This window comes from Mucilaginibacter sp. P5_A6 (assembly GCF_056400585.1).
Map to the genome: position 1 here is coordinate 227,226 of NZ_JBFUKZ010000006.1, position 19,906 is coordinate 247,131.

Sequence of the window (19,906 nt, forward strand, 5' to 3'; positions counted from 1 at the left end):
GTGTACAAAATACGCTATTACTTAACTTAATATTCTGTTTATGAGTGCCTTAAAATCAAAGTTATCCGCCGGCTTTTTTTGCTTTGTAGCCATCCGTTTGCAGCAGGGTTAATATTTTATCCCTGAAATCGCCCTGGATCAATATTTCGCCCTCCTTTACCGAACCACCCACCCCGCATTTTGTTTTTAGCTTTTTGCCAATAGCCTCCAGGTCGGTGTTGGCGCCTACAAAACCTGTTATACGGGTAACAAGTTTACTGCCCCCCTTACGGTCAAGATATATTTTAAAGTTTTGTTGTTGAGGCGGCAAAGTTCGGGCATCATCCCGGCCGTTTTCCTGGTATTCAAAATCCGGATCGGTTGAATAAACTACACCGGTAAAATTCTTCTTTGCCATAGTGATCAATGTTAAAAGCCCGGGCCAACAATTACTTTTAATGAACCCGGTATTATATTAATATGTATATGGGTATCCATTACCTGCGGCTCGCCATCGAGGTGAATAGGACCTGCACTTTGCCTGGTAATTTTAATGTCCTTTCCCCTTATAATTTCAATGTACCCAGAGGATTCAATTGTTTTAAGCATGAGGCGTACGCCAATCTCGGGCAGGCGCCATATCGGAAATTTACGAATAATACATACATCCAGCAAACCATCCTTCACCGATGCTTTAGGCGAAATATGCACATCATTGCCCCACTGCGATGAATTAGCTATACTTATTATGAATGCTTCCCGCTCGTACACATTTCCGTCAATTTCAATTTGGTACTCTTGAGACTTGTAAGCTACAATCTCCTGCATACTTGATTTGATGTAAGTTAAAAAACCCCGCTTTTTGCCGTGTGAGAATACTTCTGCGATATGGGCGTCAAAACCCATGCCTGCCATATTAAAAAAAGGCAGCCCGTTCATTTGTCCCGAATCAATGGTTTCAACTTTATAAGCGCTTAATGTTTTTATAGATTCGGCAGTATTCATCGGAATTCCTAAAAAACGTGCCAATCCGTTGCCAGATCCGAAAGGAACTACCCCCAGGGCTGTGCTACTGCCTACTATAGCCGATGAGATCTCGTTCACCGTACCATCGCCGCCAACCGCTACTACCACATCAAACTTATTTGCGGCCTCGCCTGCTATTATACGGGCATGCGATACGCCATCACTATAAACAATGCTGGCATCAAACATATTCTTATCAAGGTTCTGGTCTATCAGCTCTGGCACACCATCCTTCTTCTTCCCCCCCGATATAGGGTTTATTATAAATAACGCTTTACGTTTCAACTATCTGTATTAAATAATAAAGTATCAAAAGTAAATGTATTTTCGGCTTTGTAAAATTTGTTTTATTTTTGCCACCCGAAAGTGGACTGATTTAATTGTCTTTATTTAAAAGGCATCGGATTGCAACCACGTAAAAAAGTGCTAAAACCAATGCTTCTTTTTACTACGATGCCTTTAAATCTCCACTCTGCTGTTTTACTTTAGTAATTGTATAAAAAATTTATATGTCATATTTATTTACTTCCGAATCCGTATCAGAAGGACACCCGGATAAAGTTGCCGATCAGATCTCAGACGCGCTGATAGATCATTTTTTAGCATTCGACCCCAATTCAAAAGTTGCCTGCGAAACACTGGTAACCACCGGGCAGGTATTTTTAGCCGGGGAAGTGAAATCAAAAGCTTATTTAGATGTACAAAAAATAGCCCGCGAGGTGATCAACAAAATTGGGTACACCAAAGGCGAATACATGTTTGATGGCAGCTCATGCGGTGTGCTATCGGCCATTCATGAGCAATCGCCGGATATTAACCAGGGCGTTGAACGCAAAGCTCCTGAAGAGCAGGGCGCCGGCGACCAGGGCATGATGTTTGGCTATGCTACTGCCGAAACTGAAAACTATATGCCGCTGGCATTGGATATCGCCCACGCCCTATTAATCGAGCTTGCTGCTATCCGCCGCGAAAACAGCGAGATCAAATATCTTCGCCCCGATGCAAAATCGCAGGTTACATTAGAATATAGCGATGATAATAAGCCACAACGTATAGACGCCATCGTTATCTCTACCCAGCATGACGATTTCGACGAAGAAAAGGCCATGCTGACCAAAATCAGCGCTGATATTATCAGCATCCTTATTCCACGGGTAAAAGCCAAATACCCAACGTACGCCCACTTTTTTAACGACCAGATAAAATACCACATTAACCCAACCGGCAAATTTGTTATCGGTGGGCCACATGGCGATACGGGCTTAACCGGACGTAAAATTATTGTGGATACCTATGGTGGTAAAGGCGCGCATGGCGGTGGCGCATTTTCTGGCAAAGACCCTTCAAAGGTTGATCGTTCTGCTGCTTATGCAACCCGACATATTGCCAAAAACCTGGTGGCCGCCGGCGTTTGTGACGAAGTTTTGGTGCAGGTATCATACGCTATAGGCGTAGCCCAGCCAATGGGTATTTACGTAAATACCTATGGCACAGCCAAAGTTGAATTACATGATGGCGAGATTGCCCAAAAAGTAGAGGCCGTTTTTAACATGACGCCATATGCCATTGAAACCCGCTTTAAACTACGCAACCCCATTTATAGCGAAACTGCGGCGTACGGTCATTTTGGTAAACCAAGCGAGACGGTAACCAAAACCTTTATAGCCCATGACGGCAGCGAGCTTAAACGCGAAGTAGAACTGTTTACCTGGGAGAAACTGGACTATGTAGATAAGGTAAAAGCAGCCTTCGGGTTGTAGGTTGTACTAATATATTTATTGCACAATAGCGACTGGTAAAAATCAGTCGCTATTTTTGTTTTGGGGGGAGGATTGGGATGAAGAATAAATGGACAAAAGCCCGAACTTCATTTTAGGCGGGAAATATTTAGCTATAGATAACATTTGTACAATAAATAACGAGAAAAGTTAACAATTAGCGATAAATATTGAACCTGCATATCATCCACTCAACCCTACCCTAAAGTTACCCTGCGGACCACCTTACTCTCTCCTTCCTTACCCCTGCCATCCCGCTTTATAACTTACCTGCTACCCCTGCGAAGTACTGACAAAACAGTGTCACCATATGTTTGGCGGGAGCTGCGTAACTTTGTTTGTATCCCGGTTACGGGGGAGCCTATCACGAAGTTTTGAATTAAACATATCACCTAAATTTTTTAAGAAAAAATGTTAAAGGCACATTTTATATTAAATAAAATATATTATTTTTATCACCAAATAAAACTATAATATAATTTATAAATACCTTTTACCTAAAACCTATTTTACCACCTCAACCCTATCACAATAACATGAAAATTATCTCATCAGTAGCTCCTTAAGATACATCTCACACAATTCCTGATTTTAACTTATTCAGCATAGCCGTAACGCGGCTGTTATGCCTGGTATGTTAATTTTTTTGAGCGGAACAAAGCTCTAATAACATTTTTTATCCCCAAACAAACTATTACCCATCATGAAAAAATTATCCTTAACGTTTATCATTATTTTATCGGTTTCGCAATTCTTACATGCGCAATGGACCAATGGTACAAATATTAATAACACCAATACAGGGAACGTTGGAATAGGCACCACAGCGCCGCCTTCAAGCAAATTACAGATTAATGAATCATCGGACAGTAAACCTGGTGGAGTTGTTGCAGCAACGAAATCTGTTTTTAAACTTTCCCGATTTGGAACTCCTAACTATTCTTATAATGAAAGCGCTGAATTTAGAATAGGTCACGGCGGACCGAACGTATGGGGCAGTAAATTAGAACTGTTTGTGAATGGAGGGAGTAATCAAACCGATATTCCCGATCAGCAGGTGATGTCCTGGTTATACAATGGAAATGTGGGCATTGGAACCTCATCTCCAAATGTAGCCCTGGAGATTAATGGATCGCTGTGCGGAGGAAATACTAACCTCGACGGCTTTAACACAAATTTTTTAGCAAACTCATCTAAAGTTTTAATTGGCTGGAACAGGACAGCAGGAGCAGGAGAAACAGATCTTATTGCTAATCAGGGCTTAGGATCTGTGGGAGGATTTGCTTTCTATAATCATGATAATAGCAACAACGAGAAACAATTGATGTGGCTAACCGGAGACGGAAGACTGATGATTGGCCTAACCACCGGCAATACCGGCAACAATAAATTAGCTGTGGGCGGCGGCGTGATTGCAGAGTCGGTAACTGTTAAGCTACAGGCCACCTGGCCCGATTACGTTTTCAAAAAAGATTATCAACTCCCATCCCTCACCGATGTAAAAACCTACATCGATCAAAACCAGCATTTACCGGATATGCCATCCGAGGCGGAGGTTGCCAAAAATGGGCTGAACCTGGGCGAAATGAATAAGCTGCTGGTTAAAAAGGTGGAAGAGCTGACTTTGTATTTGATTGAAAAAGACAAAGAAAAAAAAGAACAGGAAGCTATCAATCAAAAAAACACCCAACAAATAAACGAACTCAAAAATCAGCTTGAATCAATAACAAAGCTCTTAAACAAAAACTCAACCTCAAATCTTAAATAAATGAAATCATTTTCTCTGCTAATAATAGCGATACTATTTACAAACTTTTATTCTTATGCGCAAAATACTTTCCCGGCTACCGGAAACGTCGGTATCGGCACGACCAGCCCAAACACCACTTTGGACGTGAACGGAGCTATATCCATGCAAACATTCGGAAATATATCATCTGCCAGGGGGGCAGCCAACGGATTTACAAACCTATTTTTGGGCGGCGCGATCAAGGACAATTTAAACGGAACTTTTACCGCGCTTGGCGACGGTGGAAGCAATTACTGGGCGGCGATTAGGATGGACAACAGCGGTGGGAATCTTGGCGCCATTAATTTTTACAACGGGAACTCAACAGGCGGCTCTAATTACAATATTTCTAATACTAATCTCGCCAGCTATCTGAGAATGACCATTACAGCAGGAAATGTAGGAATCGGGACTTCTGATACCAAAGGCTACAAGCTTGCAGTAAACGGCAACGTAATAGCTACCTCCATGACCGTGAAGCTTTACGCCAACTGGCCCGATTACGTTTTCAAAAAAGACTACCAACTCCCATCCCTCACCGATGTAAAAACCTACATCGATCAAAACCAGCATTTACCGGATATGCCATCCGAAGCGGAGGTTGCCAAAAATGGCCTTAACCTGGGCGAAATGAATAAGTTGCTGCTTAAAAAGGTGGAGGAACTGACTTTGTATTTGATTGAGAAGGACAAGGAGATGAAAGAGCAGGATATCCGTATTGAAAAACTGGAAAAGATCATTAACAATAAAAAATAACTACCTGTAACCCGATTAGTAAAAAACAATAACAACAAAACATGATGATGAAAAAGCTCTGTTTAAGCATACTTTTTAGTATAACCCTATTGTCCTTCTGTAAAGCGCAATATACGGCCATTGCCTGTGGGCCTAATGTTACCCCCGCTATGAATTATGTTTTTTTGGGAAGCCTCGGGTTTCCGCCGGATAACAGTGCAAACAGCCAGAAATTACAGGTTGATATCATTGGCGGCGGCTGGGGGGCTGATGATAAAGGGACTACAACTTTTTACATTGCCAACAGGGGAGGGCTTAGCGTAAACCAGGTTACCCAAGGTGGTTCATCCTTTGCGGGGTCTCGTTTGAAGATCTATCAAAGCGGCACTACAACAAGTTTTTATCTTGCGGTCAACAGTGCTAACGAGTACCTGGCATTTGCTGTAAAAGCCTACCTGTTTGGGTATGCCACTACAGCGCAGCAGGTAAGTATAACCACGCAAACAACGGTTCCAACGGGTACAGATATTACCTCCTCGATAACGGTTACACCGGTGCTCATAACCGACCTGAATGGTAATATTGGATTGAACACCGCATCCCCTGATCCGGCCTACCGTTTATCAGTCAACGGCAAGATCAGGGCTAAAGAAATCAGGGTAGAAACCGGCTGGGCCGACTATGTATTTGATAAAAACTATGAACTGCCGGCCCTTGCCGATATAAAAACCTATATCGACCAAAACCATCACCTGCCCGAAATTCCATCTGAACAGGAGGTTGCCAAAAACGGTGTCAGCCTGGGCGAGATGAACAGATTACTGCTTAAAAAGGTGGAGGAATTGACTTTGTATTTGATTGAGAAGGATAAGGAATTGCACAATCAACAACAGCAAATCAATCAACTCTATAAACAATTTAAAAAAACACTAAAAAACAATTAGCATTTAAGCCAAATATGGCTCAAATGGGAAAGCCCAAATTTTCAAATAACTACCGTTACCACATCATGTTAAAAAGACTTATCACAACCCTGCTTTTTATTAATATTTTTTCATTGTACTCGGAAGCTCAGCAAGCCGCCAACGATATAAGTAATGCTTATTACGTATCGCCGGAGGTGAGTAATTTAGGTAAGTATGGCCAGATTCCGGTTGATCTGTATAATGGAACTTATAATCTATCCATACCTCTATATGAAATAAAAGAAAAAAATATTTCAATTCCAATTACTATTAATTATAATTCAGGAGGTAACAAAGTAAATATGGCTCCTACATTGGTGGGGTTAGGCTGGAATCTTTCTGCAGGCGGAACAATATCAAGAACCATTAATGGTGAAGCGGATGAAAGCATAGGAGCTTATGTAGAATATGTTAATGATGAAACTCAACATATCTATACTAATTTACAAAAAGGCTACTGGCATGTAAAAGATCGCCTGGCAATTTCAAATTGGTATGATCCAGGTAATTTCTTTGAACTACCTATTGGCACCTGGCATGATAAAAACCCCGATGAATTTAATTTTAATTTCAATGGGATCAGTGGCAGTTTTTATATGGATCATAATGGCATTTGGAAAATAAAATCTAAGCAGAATTTATTTCTTAAAATTGATTGCCAGATTACAAATCAACCACGTACAGGCACTGGACTTGTTCAGCTTCCGGTCACCTTTTATAAATTTACCATCACCAATGATCAGGGCGATCAATATATATTTGGTGGAGATGAGAGTTCAATAGAATATAGCGGAGGCTTTGTAATGGATGGGGCCAATTATTTTGATGCTGCCTATAACGGTGTTTTCTATAATAATCCTTTTACAGAATATGGTGTATTGGGGCCTTATCCCACGGCATGGCATTTAAAGGAAATTGTTACTAAGACTGGCGAAAGAATTTCGTTTTTATACGATAAGAAAACTTCTTATTCAACTGGTACGGTATATAAAGGCATTTATGGAAGCGGAATAACATTCAATCCACTGGGGAGAGCAGATTTTAACCCTTGTCAATTATCGAAAATTGTAACGCCAACCCAAACTGTTAATTTTACATTATCTAAAAGCAATAATTTTTTATCAGGCAATTTCTATAAATTTTTCTATAAATTATCAAATATAAATGTACTTAAGGGTGACGCAGAATTGAAAGATATCACTTTTAATTATATAGATAATACTAATGAGCGTTTGAAATTAAAAAACATATCATACAAAACCAGTTTTGGAAATTACAATTATGCCTTCACATATAATCCATTGGCTTTACCGGATTACGCGAGTGAACAAATTGATCATTGGGGTTATTACAATGGGAAAACTCCTCCTGGTATTTCTACAAATTCGCAATTCCCGGCAAACTTTTATAATTCCAAAGAAGCTGATAATACTTATACCCAGGCAGAATTACTAACATCAGTACAGTATCCAACCGGGGGTAAAAGTACTTTTTATTATGAACCTAATACTTACGCAAAAGTAGCCAAACAATATCCTTTTACTATTGACAATATTTCCGGTGTCGGGGGCGGAGTGAGAATAAATAAAATAGTCAACGACCCTGCTACGGGTACGTCTGAGGTTAAGGAATACTTTTATACAAGCAATTCTCTTAATTCTACAGGAACAAGTAGTGGGGTACTTAGTGGCATCCCTGTTTATTATATTCCTGCTCAGGGCGGCGTTGCATCTTCTTTTCAAAACAAAATGATCAATACTTTAAGTTCTACTTACGGTAAAGATGTCACTTATACCCGTGTTGTCGAAAAGGCAAGTTCCGGGTTTACAGTTTACAATTTTTCAAATCATGATAATGGATTTGCTGATGTTCCTGCTTTAGCAAAAACAAATGGGAATTCATTCCTGGTAAGTTCCAAAGAACTGGAAAGGGGTAATCCGCTAATTGTAGAGAAAATTGCAGATAATGCCAATCACGATTTAGTTTATAAAATGGAAAACTTCTATAATGATGACCCAGCAAGGTATAATGATTTTGTAAGAGCAATAGGAGGGTCTCCAAACGGTGGAATGATAAGTGGCGATACACCTGGGATTGCCTCAATAGTTTACTATACTTTTACACCTTTTTTAAAAAAAACCATCGAAACGTATTATCATTCTAATGGCAACCTTTCTGTTGTGAATGAATATAGCTATGATAATATTTATAAAAAATTAAAACAAATAAAAACAACCAATAGCAATGGCGATGAATTGTTTACTTATTTCAGATATCCGTTTGATGTGATCAACTATACGCCCGCACCTGGCGCAAATGCTACAGTTGCTCCTTACGCATTCATGAAGGAGAAAAATATTATTAAAAATCCTGTCGAAACAATAAAAACGATTAAAATTGGCGGGGCTGAAACTATCAGAAGTATAAATCTTGCTTCATATAAAGGATTAAACATTACACTACCGGATAATTCAGTTATTCAAACCGTGGTTCTTAATACCGATTATAACATTAAATCTACTCCACTCCTTAAATCAAGCTATGGTAATTATATTGTTAATTTAAACAATGGGGCCGAACAGGAAACCATTTCTTCAACATTAGAGCCTAATATACTTTACAGTAAATATGATAATGGTGGTAACATAACCGAATTGAAGAATTTACATGTACAAGATGTTAATCAAGGGTTTAATAGTATTGCCTGGGGATATAATAAACGATACATGATTGCCAATATAAAAGATGCCAAAAGGGAGGCCGTATCATATACAAGTTTTGAGGAGAAATTAGCCGATGTATATGATGCAGATGACTGGCAAATACTTCCGCAGCTTCTTCCTAATACTAATGCTAATCTTGCTATCAAAAACAACTATTATGTAGCCGGTGGAAAAACCGGGAAATATTCATGCAATGCTTCGCTGATCACCAGCAAAACATTTCCTCAAAGCAATTGCGTTGTCACTTTGTGGGCAAAAGGAAATGGTGCCATCCTGGTAAATAATATATCTCAAACCATAAATGGCGACTGGAAATTATATACCTGGAACATAAATGCAACAACTAAGATAACCATTAATAACACAAACGCATTAGCGATTGATGAGTTAAGGTTATTGCCGGTTAATGCCCAGGTAACCACATATACTTATGATCCTTTGGTAGGCGTAACAAGTGTTACAGATACCAAAAATCTTATAACGTATTATGAATACGATGATTTTCAGCGACTAATGAACATTAAAGATAAAGATGGTAATATTATAAAAAACTATCTTTACTATACCACAAATCAAAGTGGTGTTCCTCCAATAGTTTTTTATAGCAATGCTGCAAAATCGGTGTCATTACAACCTATCTGTGGGGCAGGCTATACTCCGGGACCTGCAGTAACTTACCAGGTTCCCATGGGGCTGTATACTTCCAGCGTATCCCAGGCCGATGCAGATAATCAGGCACAGATAGATTTGAATAACAATGGGCAAAATTATGCCAATGCTAACGGCACATGTACATTACAAACGGGTAATACTACTATTAGCCTAAGCACCAATACCAGTCTGGGAGGCACAAACTATCGTTTAATTATCAATGATACAGGGCAAAGCTTTACCTTTCCATCATCCGGAACAGCTACATTCTCTGTAACATCCGGTACATATAACTCAGTAAGCGTAGCGCCTGTCGGGCAGCCTTCGTCATCACACACCTTTAGGATGGGCTCAGGTATGCGTTCACCGGTAACAGGAACGAGCGCGACATTTAATACCGTGAATTTTACAAATGGTGCAGCGGATACCAGTATTTCAATTAATTAAGAACCTGCAAAAAAGGAAACAGTATGCTCAACCTTATCAACAGAAAAAACCTGCAGTTAAAATCAGTCGGTACGCTGATTATCTTGCTCTTAACTTTTAGCGCAAAAGCTCAAACGTATGTAAATGCACCTATGACCGGTACGCCGGCTGCCGGTGCTTATTATAGCAATAGCAGTATTGTACTTAACCCCAACTTCAGCTTTACAGCCACAAGCGGGCAAAGCCTGAACCTGTATATTGTAAACCCCGACTGTGTACCACAGACAACTGCATTAAGCGGAAATCAGAATTATATATTAACCTCGGTGCCCAGGGTGGGCGGTATTACTTCAGCGGCAGGGTTGGTCAACCGCAGTACCTGTGAGCTGATGCAGATTGTGCAATACTTTGATGGGCTGGGCCGCCCCCTGCAAACTATCCAGATAAAAGGATCCCCTGCAGATAAAGATGTGGTACAGCCTGTTGTGTATGATGCCTTTGGCAGAGAAGCTCAAAAATACCTGCCTTATACGGCAACCACTGCTGATGGCAGTTATAAAACAGATGCAATATCAGGTACGGGTGTTTTTAATTTCTATAATCCGTCGGGTATTCCGGCAACGCAGACACAGTTGCCGGGTGGCATAGCGCATATCACCACGCCTTTTGCAATAACAGTTTATGAGCCCTCGCCGTTGAACAGGGTTATAGAGCAGGGTACTCCGGGTGATGCCTGGCAGCCCAATACAACCAATGCAGATCTGAGCCATACCAGCCGGATAGCATATAGCACCAATGATGCTACAGACATCAATACCATAGCCAGCACATTTAAGGTAATGTTATACAAAGTTAATATAGCAACAGATGGTACACGTACGCTTGTCAATGCAGGTACAACCGCGTACACTGCGGGGCAGTTGTATGTAACCATAACCAAAGACGAAAATTGGCAGCCGGCGGATCTTCGTGTTGGAACAGCTCAGGAGTTTAAAGATAAGGAGGGTCATGTAATACTTAAAAGAGTGTTTAACAAAAAGCCTGACGGTAATATGGAAATGCTTTCTACTTATTATGTATATGATCTTTCTGGTATGCTATGCTATGTGCTGCCACCAGGAGCATTACCAGATGGAGGTACGGTAACCCAAACCACATTGGATTATTTGTGCTACCTGTATCGCTACGATGGACGCAATAGGCTGATAGAAAAAAAGCTGCCAGGCAAGGGTAAGGAGTTTATTGTGTATAATTCATTAGATCAGGCAGTAATGATCCAGGATGCTAATCAGCGGAGCACGGCAAACCAGCAATGGACTGTAAGTAAATATGATGCAATGGGGCGGGTTGTGATAACCGGACTTTATACTCATACAGGGAGTACGGCCAATACAGAATATCGTACTTCTATGCAAACGGCTGTAACAAATAATGCCAGCTTGTGGGAAACCAGGGTTGCCGGTGGCAATGGGTACAATACATCGGCAGGTGTTTACCAGACTTATCCCACAACACTTAATACAACATTAAGTATCAACTACTATGATAGTTACGATATTCCGAATCTGCCATCAGCTTATGATAAGCGCCTGGCGACTGGCATGAGCAGCATGACAAAGGGACTGCAAACTGCAAGCCTGGTCAAAGTACTAGATGGTACAACCAGCAGCACCAATATGCTGTGGGATATAAATTATTATGATGACCTGGGACTAAATATCCGAAGTTTTAGCCAGCATTTCAAAGGCGGAACGGTAAGCGTTAATAATTATGATGAGATCAATGACAGCTATGATTTTACAAATGCGCTGCTAACCAGCAGTCGCAATAATTATATCAATAGCGGCAGTACAGCTATGCTTTCTGTAACAGCAAATACCAGCTATGAGTATGACCATATGGGAAGGAAAACTAATACCTGGGAAGAGATTAATGGTTCAAAAATACTATTGAGCCAGACTATCTATAATGAAATAGGGCAGCAGATCGATAAAAAATTGCATTCGGCAAATAGCGGCCAAACTTTTATACAAAGCGTAGATTACCGTTATAACAGCCGTGGCTGGCTGAAAAGCATCAACAACGCAGCTTTGAGTAATGACGGGTTGATCAACAACGATATCAACGATGCTTTCGGGGAAGAGTTATTTTATGATGATTATGGCACTACAGCATTAAAACAGTACAACGGGAACATCAGCGCTCTAAACTGGCAAAGTAAAGTACCCGCATCATCAGGCGTACCCCAGGCTTTGCAGGCCTATGAGTACAATTATGACCGGATAAACCGTTTGACCAGGGCTAACTTCACCACTACAGGGCTCGTGGGACAGTATAATGAGGTACTGGGCTATGATGTAATGGGTAATATCAAAACACTGAGCCGTTTTCGGGCCAATGCCACAACGCCTATCGACCTGTTAACTTACACCTACGAGAACGGTAATAGCAGCAGCCGGATACAAACCGTTATAGATAACAGCGGTAACGACCAAGGCCAGTTAAACGGTACTACCAACTATGTAAATGATGCTAACGGAAATTTGTGGACCGATAGTAAAAAAGGGCTTACCTTTACTTATAATTACCTGAATTTACCCAATACCATCACAAAAACGGGTACCGGAGCTGGGGTAATTACGTATATTTACGATGCCGGGGGCAGAAAACTGAGAAAAGTGCTGACCGGAGCCAACCGGGATTATGTAAACGGTATAGAGTACGATAGTAATGGGGCGTTGGCCTTTATGCAAACCGAAGAAGGCCGGGTAAGACCGAACGGCGGTAGCTATTTTTATGAATATATGCTGAAGGATCATTTGGGGAACACGAGAGTGATGATCGGACAGGACGGTGTAATAGGACAGCAAACTGACTATTATGCGTTCGGGATGGAGATGAACCGGGGTGTAAATGTAGCTCCAAGCCCCGATAATAAATATAAATATAATGGAAAGGAGCTACAGGATGAGTTAGGTATGAATCTATACGACTATGGAGCAAGATTCTATGATCCGGTGATTGCAAGGTGGAGTACCGTTGATCCGTTGGCAGAACAATACAGAAGGTATACTCCGTATAATTATGGAGGAAATAACCCTATTAGATTTATAGATGTTGATGGAATGTTTTTTGATGATTATTTAATCAGGTTAGATGGAACTATACACAAAGAAAAAACGGATGACAAAAGCGATAGTTTTTATATCGAAACGTCATCTAAGGAAGAAGGGAATAATACTATTAGATCATACGATAAAATAGCTACAATAGCCAAGAACGATGCCGGATTGTTGCAGTTACCATCAAACGTAACTTATAATGGAAAAGATGAAAGTACTTCCTTTTCATTAACTGTAAAGGACGGAAATGAATATCGTTCATTTGTGAGGGGTGACGCGCTCGCAGCGTTATTTGGAGCGGCTTCTGCATCAAATGTTAAAGATCTTACGGTAGTTGGTTTTAGTTTATCTGATGGTAAGTCCCCTGATCCCAGCGTTTCTCATAAGCAAGGAAAAAATGGCGATTTAAGGTATTTGAATGTAGATGAAACGGGAGCTTCTACTTTAGTTGGAGATAAAAATCTGGACGTAGATAGGCAGAGTACTTTAAATGATAATCTTTTTAAATATGGTTGGAAGAATATGATTTCCGAACGTAGGCCCGATGGTAGCTTATTACCACACACAAAATCTGCTAAAGAGAGCGGGATAAAATCAAATCATAAAACACATTTACATTTACAAGGTTTTAGACCTAAAATAATTAAATAAAATGATACATCGTTTATTAATAATCGCTTTATTGATCGGATCGGTTAATTCATTACTTGCCCAGGAAACAAAGATGTTAGGCACAGGTGTTGTTTTTCTCAAGGATGATTTCAAACAAATAGATGTCCTTAACACAGATGGATCCAATTACTTGAGATTAACCCAGACTACAGGGGGAGAGATAAAAGCTAGCTACAAACAGCCTTTACAACAAAGCATATTCCTCAACAGTATTAAAGTATACTATCCATTTTATTATTCAAAGCATAGTAAATATGGAGCCCCATTACCTAAATTATCTATAAGGGCATTCTATACTGATGAAAATATTATTGTTTTTGACGCGGTTAAAACTGATAATTGTTATAAGGTATTTATTAATGGTAATTGGAAAGTAATTAAGTCAAATAATTCTGTGGTTTATGAAGATTGGAGCACATATATCAAACGTGTTTATGTTAAGGCAAATAAACAGCACCCTCTTTATAAAGGAAATAATGAAAAATCTGTAGTGGTTAGTGATAATATTGAATACAGTTATAAAATATTAGAAGTAAAGCAGGATTGGATAAAAGTGGAATGTTCTGAGGAATGTGAGGGGTGTCCGGATAACAAAATATTGAGAGGCTGGATAAAGTGGAAAGATAAAAACTTAATTCTAATTGATCTATTTTATGCTTGTTGATATACAGACTGCTAAACATTCTGTTGGTGTATGCGACACTTGTACATGTATGTCTTGTTTAAACCATAGAAATTGCAAGGCTCCAGCCTTGTGGCCCGCATGCTGAGTATTGAATATGCAAATCCCGGATGTTATTCTCATCCGGGATTTTGTATTTTTAGCGTATGAGCCGCAATTATAAATTCAGAAACCCCGAAGGATTATATTTTGTAAGTTTTGCAACCGTTTTTTGGATAGATGTTTTTGTAAGGCTGCAATATTTTGACTGCTTAACACAGTGCTGTCCTAAAGGCATGGCGCATACTTAGCATGCGGGTCACAAGGCTGGAGCGACAGCGGGCGGGTAGCGCCGGTAGATCACTTGGCAGTAGGATTACCACAAGGTCAAGTTGGCGTTACAACAGTTGGTCAGGTACGCGCAGCAGGAGGCGACGTCATACGAACCGAAGGCGCCAGTAAGTGGCATGCTACTCTGACTAATTTGCCACCAGAAATAGCGAGTAAATTACTTACTCCCACATTTAAAAACCCGGCTAAAAAATAAAACCATGGAAAAACTACCAACTATTTTTGCAGACTTTAACAATCTAGATATAGAAAAGAGAGCGCGTTTAACTACTAATGGTGCAAAAGATGATATTAAAGCCCAAAACATCAAACTATCTCCTGGATTAAGAGTTTTATTGAATGATCGAGAAGAACTATCCATTATTGGAATTGTAGAATTCTCAGACAGAGAAAATATTTGGGTAGCGAGATTCGATTGGGATACCTTAAATAATTTAGTGTAGCTGCCGTTAGTATTTCGTTACCCTCCAGCTACCGCAAGCGTTTCTTTCGCTGCCGCAAGCTCCAGCCTTGTGGCCCGTGTGCAAGGTATTGAATATGCAACTCCCGGATGTTATTTTCATCCGGGATTTTTTTGTATCCCAAATTTGCGTTAAGGATTGGCGTGGATACCGGCCATTGCGCTTAAGGCCTGCAGGCGTATGAACAGAAAGCCTGGCCCTCGCTTCTACCAGCGGGGGAAACGCCCGAATGTGTACGTTAATCCTTGCAGGGTAGCTTAAAGCTAAAGGTGCTCCCCTGGCCAATGGTGCTATCAAACCATAGTTCGCCGTTTTGGCGTTTAACAATTTCGTTGCAGATATATAGGCCTATGCCTAAGCCGGGGGCGCGGTAAACATCATTAACCTGGTAAAAGCGTTCAAATATATAGGCTTGCTGTTCTTTGGGGATGCCCTGGCCAAAATCCTGGATGCTGCAGGTTAAATATTCGCAATCGCAGGTGAGCGAGATATAAACCTTATCGGCAGCAGGTGAATATTTAACCGCGTTGTCAATTAAATTGGTAAGCAATTGTATGTAGCGGTTACGGTCGGCAAAAAACTTACACGCATGATTTTCTTTGATGATAAGCCGGTGCGAGGGGAATATTAACTGTAAATCGCTCACTACTTCGGCAAGCAGTAGATTAACTTCAAATTCGCTTTCGTTAAAGGTAAGCTTGCCCGATTCGATGCGCGAAATATCTAACAGATCCTGCACCAGGTTATCTAACCGCGCTATTTGCACGCGCATCCGGCTTAAAAAGCGCTGCGCGCGCGGATCGTTAACTGTTTCAGACCGGCTCAGCAATTGCTCGTAGCCCTTTATTGAAGTAATGGGCGTACGTAATTCATGACTAACCGTACTTATAAAGCCATCCTTTTGTATTTCGAGGTGCTTTTGCCTGGTGATATCGGTACATGAACCTACCAGGCCTATAAATTCGCCACCCGGCAAATGCCTGGGCGTACCCGATGCAATTACCCAGCGTACCGAACTATCTTTAAAACAGATGCGGTAATCGATATGGTAAGCTTCCTGTACCAAATGAGCTTTATCATAAGCTTCAGCAACGCGCTGGCGGTCGTCGGGGTGAATTACGTTTAACCAGGTATCATTTAAACTATCCGAAGTAAATGCCGATGTCCACTCCTTCCATTTTTGATTTACATAAACTAATTCTCCCGATGCATCCGACATCCATAGCGCGGTAGGCGATGCCGTGGTTAAGGTTTGTAAAAGCGAGTCTGTTTCGTCGCGTGCTTTCTGCAGCTCTATCTGCTGCGTGATATCCATCATTGAACCCACCATCCGTACTGCTTTATCCTCGGTAAATATGGTGTAACCCCTATCCAGGATATTTGCGTACGAACCATCTGCGCGGGCAAAACGGTATTGATCGGTCCAGTTTTTTTCGCCGGTTTGAATTACCTGCCTGATGCCGTTTACTACCCGTTCTTTATCCTCAGGGTGTACCCTTGACGACCATGACTCTATATTTTGTTCAATTTCCGTTTCGTTATCGCCAAATAAATGCAAAAAGGTTTCGTTCCACCACAATTCATTGGTTTCCAGGTTCCAGTCCCAAATGGCGTCGTGGGTGGCCCTGGTAAGCAGTTCAAAGCGCTCAACATATAATGATAGCCTGGTAATATCGTTCACCATAACCAGCCTTGCGGGTTGTTCGTTAAAATCTACCGGGTAAGAAACTATCTGTACATGAATAATTGTTCCGTTTTTTACAACATGGCGAAAATCTCTTTTATGCGTTGCCGGCCCGGACAATGACTGTAAAACCGATTTCAATTTTTCAATATCTTCCCGGGGACGGATATCCGTTATAGTCATACCCAAAAATTCTTCGCGCGAATAACCATACTGTTCAAGCGTAGCGTTATTAACCTCCAGAAACCTTAAAGTTGCCGTATCAAAAAACCACATAGGCTGAGGGTTTTGATAAAACAGGATCTGAAATAACGATTCTTTATTTTTGGCTAAGAAATTATCCATTCAAATTCAATTCACTATATAAAATTTCGCATCTATTATCACACCCGGCTAATTCAATGTAAAATTAGGTTTATTATATAATTCATGCTATTATTCATAAATAAATAATATTCTGTTAAATAAATTATCTTTTTAAGCAATAATTTAATAAACACAATATACGGGTTTGTGTAATTTAAACCATGTAACATGGTTTACTTTAAAACCGTTTGCTGCCGCAGAATTACGCGGTTCTCGTTTTTATTTAGCGTAGCCCTACCTTTTTCAATTGCGTATATGTACGCTTTAATTAGCGTATTGATACTACATGCCCTATGTAGATTAATCCACAATTTTGACATCATAAAATTTACCTAAACAATGATTGTCAGCAATTTAAAAACAAAGTTAGTGAGCAGCCTGAATATAAACGCCGCAGGGATCATTTACCTGCTCATACTTCAATAATCGTAAAACTATAAGCGCATTCCATTTAAAAATTTAAACCTTATAAACATTTAAAAATTATGAAAAATTTAGTCACAGGTCTGGCCGGCGCTATCGGCTCAAAGTATCTTAAAAACCACAACAAGCTTGTTTTTGTAGAATACGGCGGTTTTATTTCCAAACTCGATCTTGTACAGGGCTCGGCCGGCATTGTATCGCAGGGAACAGCAATTATTAAAGGCACCTGGCTTTTTGATTGTGAAACGGGCACTAATGTGGGCATGGGCGCCACTGCAGATATCTGGTGGGAACAAATTGACAGTGTTAAACGCCAAATGGTACCCCAGGGTACGGCGCAAATAGTTAACCTGGGCCAGGTTAATTTTGGCCAGCTTACACCAGCCGCCATGCAATTGTTCAATTATACTTCAGGCGCTATTATTGGTAATAATGATGCATCCAATAAATTAGTTGCAGGCGATGTTTTTTGCGTTAAAACCCGCGAGGGCAATTATGCCAAAATAGGTGTTGTTGCTTATGGTTACGACCTTAAGATACAATGGGTAACCTATAAGCTGAACCCCGCATATGCGCATATCGGCATAGGCTACAACCAGCCCGAGGACATCTGTGTATTAAATAACGAAGCCACCGCTTATGTTACCGAACGCACGGGCAATATTGTTAGAGTAAATTTAGCTAATGCTAACCGTAATGTATCAACCGTGGTATGTACGGGCTTAAACACACCGCAGCAGCTTTGGGTAGATGAAGCGCACAACCAGGCCTACGTAGTTGAGTATGCCAATCCGGGCAGACTTATCCGGGTTAACCTGGGCACAGGGGTGCAAACGGTTTTATATAATGGCTTAAACCTGGCAGTGGGATTAACGTTATCGGCCAACCTTTCTTATGCTTATGTTACCGAGCAGGGACTTAACTGCGTAAGCCGTATAGAACTGGCAACCGGTATTAAAGTAACAATAGCCACTGGTTTAACCAGTCCGTTTTACCTAACCTGGGCCGATGCCACAGAAAGCCGCCTACTGGTAGCCGAGCGCGACCCGGCAAACCGCATCTCGGTTGTGGATGTTACCAAAACTACCGCAAATGTAAACCTGCTTATCGGTGGTACCGCATTCCGCCCATCAAGTGTAACCGTAATCACACCCGGCATCTATTGCGTAGCAGCTAACAATCAAATTGACCAGTATTTTTTAACTTTAGGTGCAGGCAACTTCCTGTACAAGGGCATTGGCTATGTTGCCTGGAACCTGATTCCGGCCAGCGGCAAGGCCGATACCACCTCGCTGCCCACCTACCCCTACCAGTTTCCTAAAGATTCGCCTTTCGGCGGTACACTCCCGGTAAATATAGATCACTACCATGCATGGAACTCGGGTATTGCATACTACCGCGTACTGGTAGATGGCCAGCCCCGCACAGATAGCTGGAGCGAAGTACGTATGGACCCTGCAACCGGTTACTATAATATTGTTGAAGCTAAAAGCACCCAGCCAGGCGGTTATTATGCTGTGCACAACCCGGTGTATTCCTACATGGAAACAGATATTGGCTGTAAACTGGGCAGCAACAACCTTACCAACGGCTTGCATAGCCTGGTTGTAGAGTTTTATGATGCAGCACATAACTTGGTACCGTTTTATGATGCAGCACATAACCCGGTAACCATCGGCAACAACTTATTTATTGATAACCAGCAATGCGTGGCATCCTTAGATATGCCGTTACTTGATGGCAACCACGCTACTACCGATTGCGGTTATTTAAAATACACCGATAAAACGCACCCCGTATCGCTGCATTGGGTAGCATCTCATCCTATGGGCTTTGCCACCTATGGCTTTAGCATTATTAAGGGAGCTAATGGTTTCGATAGCGTGTCGGGATCACTTTTACCGGCTACTTTTGTAGATTATACTTATGTAAAACCGGTTTCTGCTATGCTGGGCTCCTGCCCGGGCGTAGCAGCCTTTGCCGAATCGCTTGCTGTATACTCTACAGTAATTAACGGCGTAGGCAGGCAGGCACAGTACGATGCATATAAAAGCATAGCATTTTGCCTGGCGCCTTAAACATTACAGGTGCAAG

General features: G+C 41.1%; 12 protein-coding genes. 9 read left to right on the top strand and 3 right to left on the bottom strand.

The features are described from left to right. Positions 1–61: 61 nt before the first annotated feature. Positions 62–397, bottom strand: a complete 336-nt coding sequence (locus AC1DO4_RS08790) for a translation initiation factor (RefSeq protein ID WP_477414887.1) — start codon at positions 395–397, stop codon at positions 62–64. Between the two features lie 11 nt (positions 398–408). Next, positions 409–1,290 carry a diacylglycerol/lipid kinase family protein gene (locus AC1DO4_RS08795; RefSeq protein ID WP_477414889.1) on the bottom strand — a complete coding sequence of 294 codons (882 nt, stop codon included), beginning with the start codon at positions 1,288–1,290 and terminating at the stop codon, positions 409–411. A gap of 224 nt (positions 1,291–1,514) precedes the next feature. Here AC1DO4_RS08795 and metK point away from each other — a divergent pair, with 224 nt between their 5' ends. From metK to AC1DO4_RS08835, 8 genes are all read left to right on the top strand, one after another. Continuing rightward, on the top strand, positions 1,515–2,765 hold the full coding sequence (metK, locus tag AC1DO4_RS08800; RefSeq protein WP_477414891.1) for a methionine adenosyltransferase: 1,251 nt from the start codon (positions 1,515–1,517) through the stop codon (positions 2,763–2,765). Between the two features lie 721 nt (positions 2,766–3,486). After that, positions 3,487–4,551: a hypothetical protein gene (locus tag AC1DO4_RS08805; RefSeq protein ID WP_477414893.1), complete on the top strand. Its 1,065-nt coding sequence runs from the start codon at positions 3,487–3,489 to the stop codon at positions 4,549–4,551. Further along, positions 4,552–5,328, top strand: coding sequence for a hypothetical protein (locus AC1DO4_RS08810; RefSeq protein ID WP_477414895.1), 777 nt, complete (start codon positions 4,552–4,554; stop codon positions 5,326–5,328). Positions 5,329–5,477: 149 nt separating this feature from the next. Further along, positions 5,478–6,251 (top strand): hypothetical protein, encoded by a 774-nt coding sequence (locus AC1DO4_RS08815; RefSeq protein ID WP_477414897.1) that lies wholly within the window; start codon positions 5,478–5,480, stop codon positions 6,249–6,251. 65 nt (positions 6,252–6,316) lie between these two features. Further along, the gene (locus tag AC1DO4_RS08820; protein ID WP_477414899.1) at positions 6,317–10,093 is read left to right on the top strand and encodes a DUF5977 domain-containing protein; all 3,777 of its coding nucleotides are present in this window, start codon (positions 6,317–6,319) and stop codon (positions 10,091–10,093) included. Positions 10,094–10,116: 23 nt separating this feature from the next. Next, positions 10,117–13,845, top strand: coding sequence for a DUF6443 domain-containing protein (locus tag AC1DO4_RS08825; RefSeq protein ID WP_477414901.1), 3,729 nt, complete (start codon positions 10,117–10,119; stop codon positions 13,843–13,845). A gap of 1 nt (position 13,846) precedes the next feature. Further along, positions 13,847–14,530, top strand: coding sequence for a hypothetical protein (locus AC1DO4_RS08830; protein ID WP_477414903.1), 684 nt, complete (start codon positions 13,847–13,849; stop codon positions 14,528–14,530). Positions 14,531–15,078: 548 nt separating this feature from the next. Further along, entirely contained in the window at positions 15,079–15,321 is a 243-nt protein-coding gene (locus AC1DO4_RS08835) for a hypothetical protein (protein WP_477414905.1), read from the top strand. Between the two features lie 256 nt (positions 15,322–15,577). Here the strand turns inward: AC1DO4_RS08835 and AC1DO4_RS08840 are convergent, their stop codons facing one another. Next, the gene (locus AC1DO4_RS08840) at positions 15,578–17,368 is read right to left on the bottom strand and encodes a PAS domain-containing sensor histidine kinase (protein WP_477414907.1); all 1,791 of its coding nucleotides are present in this window, start codon (positions 17,366–17,368) and stop codon (positions 15,578–15,580) included. Between the two features lie 506 nt (positions 17,369–17,874). Here AC1DO4_RS08840 and AC1DO4_RS08845 point away from each other — a divergent pair. Continuing rightward, positions 17,875–19,890, top strand: coding sequence for a hypothetical protein (locus AC1DO4_RS08845; protein ID WP_477414909.1), 2,016 nt, complete (start codon positions 17,875–17,877; stop codon positions 19,888–19,890). Positions 19,891–19,906: the final 16 nt, after the last annotated feature.

Excerpts from the sequence above, each read along its gene's own strand:
- AC1DO4_RS08790 (WP_477414887.1), bottom strand. The coding sequence starts at position 397 with ATGGCAAAGAAGAATTTTACCGGTGTAGTTTATTCAACCGATCCGGAT.
- metK (WP_477414891.1), top strand. The coding sequence starts at position 1,515 with ATGTCATATTTATTTACTTCCGAATCCGTATCAGAAGGACACCCGGAT.
- AC1DO4_RS08805 (WP_477414893.1), top strand. The coding sequence starts at position 3,487 with ATGAAAAAATTATCCTTAACGTTTATCATTATTTTATCGGTTTCGCAA.
- AC1DO4_RS08810 (WP_477414895.1), top strand. The coding sequence starts at position 4,552 with ATGAAATCATTTTCTCTGCTAATAATAGCGATACTATTTACAAACTTT.
- AC1DO4_RS08815 (WP_477414897.1), top strand. The coding sequence starts at position 5,478 with ATGAATTATGTTTTTTTGGGAAGCCTCGGGTTTCCGCCGGATAACAGT.
- AC1DO4_RS08820 (WP_477414899.1), top strand. The coding sequence starts at position 6,317 with ATGTTAAAAAGACTTATCACAACCCTGCTTTTTATTAATATTTTTTCA.
- AC1DO4_RS08825 (WP_477414901.1), top strand. The coding sequence starts at position 10,117 with ATGCTCAACCTTATCAACAGAAAAAACCTGCAGTTAAAATCAGTCGGT.
- AC1DO4_RS08830 (WP_477414903.1), top strand. The coding sequence starts at position 13,847 with ATGATACATCGTTTATTAATAATCGCTTTATTGATCGGATCGGTTAAT.
- AC1DO4_RS08835 (WP_477414905.1), top strand. The coding sequence starts at position 15,079 with ATGGAAAAACTACCAACTATTTTTGCAGACTTTAACAATCTAGATATA.
- AC1DO4_RS08840 (WP_477414907.1), bottom strand. The coding sequence starts at position 17,368 with ATGGATAATTTCTTAGCCAAAAATAAAGAATCGTTATTTCAGATCCTG.
- AC1DO4_RS08845 (WP_477414909.1), top strand. The coding sequence starts at position 17,875 with ATGAAAAATTTAGTCACAGGTCTGGCCGGCGCTATCGGCTCAAAGTAT.